General features: G+C 35.8%; 3 protein-coding genes and 1 pseudogene. 3 read left to right on the top strand and 1 reads right to left on the bottom strand.

Annotated elements, in window-relative coordinates; genetic code table 11:
• Nucleotides 1-177 precede the first annotated feature (177 nt).
• From ACSC97_RS17505 to ACSC97_RS17495, 3 genes are all read left to right on the top strand, one after another.
• Nucleotides 178-3,483: a BapA/Bap/LapF family large adhesin gene (locus tag ACSC97_RS17505; protein ID WP_436662216.1), complete on the top strand. Its 3,306-nt coding sequence runs from the start codon at nt 178-180 to the stop codon at nt 3,481-3,483.
• A 109-nt stretch (nt 3,484-3,592) separates the two neighbouring features.
• Nucleotides 3,593-5,254, top strand: a complete 1,662-nt coding sequence (locus tag ACSC97_RS17500; protein ID WP_436662214.1) for a poly alpha-glucosyltransferase — start codon at nt 3,593-3,595, stop codon at nt 5,252-5,254.
• Nucleotides 5,255-5,275: 21 nt separating this feature from the next.
• Nucleotides 5,276-6,424 (top strand): CapA family protein, encoded by a 1,149-nt coding sequence (locus ACSC97_RS17495; protein WP_436662212.1) that lies wholly within the window; start codon nt 5,276-5,278, stop codon nt 6,422-6,424.
• On the opposite strand, the pseudogene ACSC97_RS17490 reads toward ACSC97_RS17495, so the two are convergent.
• A pseudogene (locus ACSC97_RS17490) lies at nt 6,417-6,502 on the bottom strand (IS1 family transposase); the annotation flags it as partial. The gene ACSC97_RS17495 and the pseudogene ACSC97_RS17490 overlap by 8 nt on opposite strands.

The raw sequence follows: 6,502 nt of genomic DNA, 5'->3' as shown, positions 1-6,502 counted from the left end.
TTCTTCTTGGTCTACGTGCCATAAAATACTCCATATATTGATGTTTATAACATCATTTGGGGAGCAAAATATCACTTATAAGTGTTGTTCAAATTTCCTGATCCACCTCTGAAATGATTATTAAACTACTCAAGTTGCATACACAGAAATTATTAAATAATCAGAGGAATAGCCAAAATGTCTGAAATTCAAATTATCTCTAAGGAAAGCCATAAGACACTTTCTACTACAATGGAAAGTACAACAACATTACCGACGGAGCCATCCGTAGTATTGTTAAAAGTTCCTATGAATGATATTTCCGTTATCAAAAAAGACGGTTTAAATGCGATTGTTTTTCTTAAAAATGGAGAAAAAATCGTAATTCAAAATTTCTTTAACGAGGAAAATACACTAGACAATAGTTTGGTCATTCAAGCAGACAATGGTCAGTTAATCTGGGCGAAATTTAAAGAAGCAGAAAGTGATGCAGATGCTGATGCCGACGCTGATGCAGACACTGAAGCAGCTGCATATGTAGAAGAAATGCCAGCAGCAGTGCCTGAGGTTGTTGAGGCACCTGTTTCAGACGTTATTTTTCAGCCTATCGATGCGGTTGAGCCTTTACTTTACCATGATGCAGGTTTGAGTCCTTGGCTATGGGCTGTTCCGTTAGTTGCAGGTGGTATTATTGCTGCTGCTAGTGATAACGGTGGTAAAGGTGGAGGTAAAAAAGATAATACTCCGCCAAACTCTCCTGAAGATGTTGTAATTGGTAATGGTGATGGCTTTATCACGCCTGATGAAATCGCAAACGGTACAGTAGACGTTGTTGTCGTTTTACCTGAAACAGGTGTTTCTGTTGGTGACAAAGTAATTGTTAATGGTGAAGAGCACACTATTACGGCAGGTGATTTAACTGCGGGTCAAATTACAGTACCTGTTACTGTACCTCCAGAAGGCCAACCACTTGAAGTTCAAGTTTCAATCAAAGATCCAGCAGGTAATACATCATCCACTGTAACTGAAACAGCAAGTGTTGACACGACAGCACCAGCCACACCAGTGGCACCGAGCAGCTATGCAGATAACGTTGGAGCTATCCAAAACCCAACGTCTACAGCAGTGACAACAGATGACAACACACCAGGTATAAATGTGGGTGTTGGCTTAACAGATACCCCGACGTTATATGTAGATGGTGTAGCGGTTGATGCGGTCTATGATCCAGTCACAGGAACACTGACCCCGAACACGCCATTGCTAGATGGTGTTTATGACTTTAGTTATACCTTGACGGATGCAGCGGGTAATGAAAGTGCACAAAGCCCAACGTTGACGATTGAGATTGATGGAGCACTTCTTGATGCAATTGATGATTTGAATACAAGTCAAATTACAGTGACAGATCCAGATACAACACTTATAGGAGATACAGGAAATACCTTTACTTTATTGGGTTTTTCAGCAGTGTTTGATCTGATTAATGTTGCATTATCTAATCAAAATGCCTTGAATTTTGATGTAGATTCGTATGCTACAGAAGATGTGACGATTAATGTGAGTGGTAATAAAGGTCTTGATATTTCTGCAGTTATTACTTCGGTTGTAGGTTTGATAACTCAATCCACCTATACTGCGGATTTGACCTTGATTAATACAACAACAGGTGAGTTTTTCACGGTATCAAATGGTATTACGTTAACGCCAACTCTAGATTTGGATATTTTCGATGGCACGCCAATTCCATCATTAACTTTGGCATATAGTGGTTCAGTTGATTTTACTGGATTACCAGAAGGGCATTATGACGCAGCAGTGACAGGCGAGACAGGAAGTTTTCTTGCTGAACTTATAGGATTGGTAGGAAATGTTGGGTTAGGTTCTAATGTAACAATGACTATTACTGATGCAACAGAATATGGGACAACAGAAATTGTAGGAAATGTCGTAACAAATGGTAGCTCTACAGACGTTCAAGATATTTATTCAGGAACTGTAACTGTTACTACTGTAGTATCTGAAACAGGCAATAATATTACTGCTGGTGCAACAGAAACTCCAATTGTTGGTGCTTACGGTACTTTATATATTCGTGAGGATGGTGGTTATCGTTATGTGGCAGATACATCAGATCTAACCAATATTGGTAAAGTAGATACTTTCACGTATACACTTAGAGATTCGACAGGTGCAACTGATATTGCAAACCTCAATATTCGCGTTGAAAGCCCAATCATTGATGTGACGTGGAATAGTGATCCAACACTGGATGGTACAGCAAATATTAATGCGACTAATGATACTGCGATTGCCCCAGTGTCGGTAGAACCAGTTATTGATACTTCGTATGCATATACGGGAACAGTAACAGCCTCTGCAACTAGAACTGGTGTATCAGTAATTCCACCAAGTACTGGCACGGCAAGTTTCGCTGAAGGTATAACAAGTTCAACAGGCTTAATATTGACATCAAATACGGATGCTCTTTTGAATATTCAAATGACTAGAAATCTTCTGAATACAGATTCAGCAGGCGAAAGTTATTACTATGTCATTAAACAAAATGGTTCAACTGTATTTACTTCCTCTCCTGTAATTGCAGGAGCTTTGAATAGTATTATTATTGATGAAAATTATCATATTGCAGCAGCATCAAGTGCAGGTACATGGACTGTTGAGTTCCATAGTTCTGAAACAAATGCTCCAATTCTTAATGGTATAAATGAGACCACAGTAAGTGTTGGTGTCACGGCCATGGTGATTGATCAAGATAATTATATTGTAGAGTCACCATATGCGGCACCATTCCCAAGTATATCTAGTAATCTTCTTACTAATGATACTGGTGCAGGAAGTACAACAGGTACTAAAGTTCTTGTTACTGTAGATGGAGTGAACTATGTAGAAGCATCAGGTCAATCTATAACTGGAACGTATGGTACTTTTGTAGTTAATGCAGACGGCTCATATATATACACTGCAAATGGTTCTGCAATATTGGGAACAGATGTTCTAAATTATAAGTTACTTGCTGTTACTGGTGATGAGAGTGCAGCAACACTAAGTGTTAACTTGGCACCTGAACAAAATAATATTGCGATTAGTTCGACAACGAGTGATACATTTAGTTTAGGTGCAGGTTCAGACACATTGATTTTTGGTGTGTTGAATAGTGCAAGTGCAACTGGTGGCAATACGACAGTGGGTGGAATAGACACTTGGACTGACTTCCATTTAGGTGATGTTGCGACTGATAGTCAAGCAGATAAGATCGATATTTCTAGTCTATTAAATGGATCACCAACAGCACTTACTATCGGACAGTATGTTGATGTGAATTATAATGCTGCTACTCAAACAGTTACGTTGTCAGTTGATCGTGATGGTGGTTTGTTAGACTTACCAAGTAATTTTACTGAAACTCCAATATTGCAATTGACGAACATTACAAGCGAGATCACATTACAAGACTTGCTTAATAATGGTCAGATCATTTACTAATCCTTTCTTCTAAAAAAGAGAACCTTCGCGTTCTCTTTTTTATTTCAATCCAATATAAATTTGTATGGTATCGTGTTAAAAACACAAAAAATTTTTAGAATATAAAGTCATGATAGTTACATCAAACGAAGAATTTAAACACCTAAAAAAACAGATTAAAGAATATTTTGAAAGGATTGCTCAGCATATTAATATGAGTAAAACTGTGCTGTTTTATTCATATGGCGATCGAGAAAATCGTTGCCAAGTTTGGAATTCTTCATACTCAGAATTAAATAACGCGCTAAATCAACTTTTTGAAATACTGGATCATCAATTTGCAATCAATCAACAACTCAATGAATATATAAAAATTGATTGTGCTTACAACATCCAAAAGGAAGATTGGCAAAAAATAGATCAAGCCATAAAAAATCAACAGCACAATAACCATTACCGTAAGGGATTAAGTTTTGATGAAAAATTTACTATTTGCTTTCTAGAACAAGAGCTTTATGGAAGGGCAATTATTCGTGGATTAAGTTATGATCAGCCGAATTACTTTGATCAAGATAACCTGAACTCGACACTAGAATATAAATATTCAAACCAGAACACATTTATACAATTCAAGCAACTTGAATATGCTTGGACTTTTGACACCTACGCTGTGTTTTATGAAAATGGTCAACTGATTCCTTTACAAAGCCAATTTACTGAAAATGGAGTACGTTATTTAACAAGCGACAAAAAGACGCACATCAAAGACATCATTAAAAAAAATGCGAGCTTTTTATCAAGTCAAATAGCACAAGATGGAAAATACAATTACGGCTTTTTCCCTGCCTACGATCGTTCCATCAGAAGCTATAATACGGTCAGACACTGTACTACGACCTATTCATTACTAGAAACCCTGATCATAGACAAAAATGATTCAGTTCTCGGTCGTTGCAAATTAGCAATTGAGTATGCACTTCAACATTTCTATGTAGAAATTCAGCCTAATCAAGCTTATATGTTGGATGGATCGACTCCAGAAGATTTAGATGAAATAAAATTAGGTGCAAATGCAGCAGCGTTGTTAATGCTAACAAAATATCAGGAGATTACAGGGGAGACTACCTATCTAAATCAGGCATTGGCATTGGCTAAGGGTATTCAATCTATGATGAATAGTGAGGGTGAAACTTCACATGTATTGCATTATCCAAGTTTAGAATTAAAAGAAAAATTTAGAATTATTTATTACGATGGTGAAGCTGCTTTAGCCTTACTGCGTTTATATCAACTACATTCAGATGAGCATCTATTAAACAGTGTCAAACTTATGTTTGAACGATTTATACAAGAAAAATACGAGCGTTATCATGATCATTGGTTGAGTTATTGCACCAATGAACTTACCAAAATTTGTGCAGAAGAAAAATATTTCTTATTTGGAATAAAAAATTATGTCAGGCATATGATTTTTATTCGTAATCGAAAAACTACTTATTCAACTCTTCTAGAAATGATCATGTCTGCATATCTCATGGTCAATCGGATCAAACAATTGGGTCTAAATGATATTCTTGAGAAAGCACATTTTGAAGATCTCAAGAAGTTGATTGAATTCAGGGCTGAATTTCAGAGAACTGGTTTTTTCTATCCAGAAGTTGCGATGTATATGGCATGTCCTGAAAAGGTTTTGCACGCATTTTATGTCAGACATGATCGTTTTAGAGTTCGTATTGATGATCAGGAACATAATCTTTCAGGTTATATCGCCTATGTACAACATTTTAACTAGTCAAAATCTAGGATCATGACTATGAAATTACAAGAAGAAATAAAAATAATTTCGCATTTGCATCAAGAAACTTTCCAACATCCAATTTGGAATCAAGTATTAAATGTCGATTGCACTCATTGGATGACTTTACTTTTAGCCATCGAACATATTTCCGATCAAAAAATTCAATTAGATGATGTCATTCCGATTGAGAAACAGCAACAAGAAAATTTTTGGGCAAGTTTTGAGAAAAAAAATTATTCGGTTTTAGCTCTTCTACAGCGCCTCATTCTGACTGCAGATAAGGAAATGAGTCAGCACATTTTGTCTCATATTTTTGGAAATATGCTGATTGCTCAAGACGTTATAGATAAAAAATTAAAAGAATTAGACATAGACTCACATCGGGTAAAAATTAAAGATTTATATGTGATCGCTCAGACAATATTTGAGCTGCCAAATGCACTAATCAAGAAAATATTTTCTATCCAGCCGCTTATTGATAGTGCAAATATTCCATTAAAAACATTACTTTTTAGTTGTACTCAACTTGATGCACTTATGTATTTAGAGTTTGAACAAAGGATCCTATATTGTTCTTATCGTGCTGAAAATCAAAGTATCGGCCTGTTTTCCTTATTAGATAATATCCATCGAATAGATCATCTCGTACCTTATTATCATTATTTTTCAGAGGGCTTAATTGAAAATAAAACCATTCAGCCTAAAAGTGAATGGATGAATGTAATGGGGGATACTTATTTTGGTGAATACTATACTGAAATTAGAAAATGTCGTGGTCAAGATGATGCGTTACAACGTTATGGTTATGGGCATTCATTTGAAAAAATTAAATCTTTCTTTCAAAAAGATGATATTAATTGCATTAATTTTGAAGCTGTATTTAATACAGAAATGCGTTCACCATTACAAGACGCAAAAGCTTTTATTTTAGGGGCTGATCATACTCAAACGCTTGAACAGTTTCAACATTTAAATATTAATCTTGTCAATCTCGCAAATAACCACTTAAAAGACTATGGTAGCAAAAGTTTAAAATTTACCTTAGACAAATTTGAGGGAGCAAACATCTGTCATATGGGTGGAGGTCTCGATCAGCAGAAAGCACATCAGTTTATTGAGTTAAATCTCAGGTGGTGTTTCAAAAAGTATGCTGACATTAAATGAAGCCATTATTGATGTAAAAAAAGGTTAAGTCGAAAGCTTTAAAATGGTTTTCAATCTTTTTTGAAAAATTACAACTCC

Source organism: Acinetobacter sp. P1(2025), from assembly GCF_051390655.1.
Classification (GTDB): Bacteria; Pseudomonadota; Gammaproteobacteria; order Pseudomonadales; family Moraxellaceae; genus Acinetobacter; species Acinetobacter junii.
Note: the sequence above shows the minus strand (reverse complement) of the source record. Positions and strands in the feature narration are given on the sequence as shown.

Excerpts from the sequence above, each read along its gene's own strand:
- ACSC97_RS17505 (WP_436662216.1), top strand. The coding sequence starts at position 178 with ATGTCTGAAATTCAAATTATCTCTAAGGAAAGCCATAAGACACTTTCT.
- ACSC97_RS17500 (WP_436662214.1), top strand. The coding sequence starts at position 3,593 with ATGATAGTTACATCAAACGAAGAATTTAAACACCTAAAAAAACAGATT.
- ACSC97_RS17495 (WP_436662212.1), top strand. The coding sequence starts at position 5,276 with ATGAAATTACAAGAAGAAATAAAAATAATTTCGCATTTGCATCAAGAA.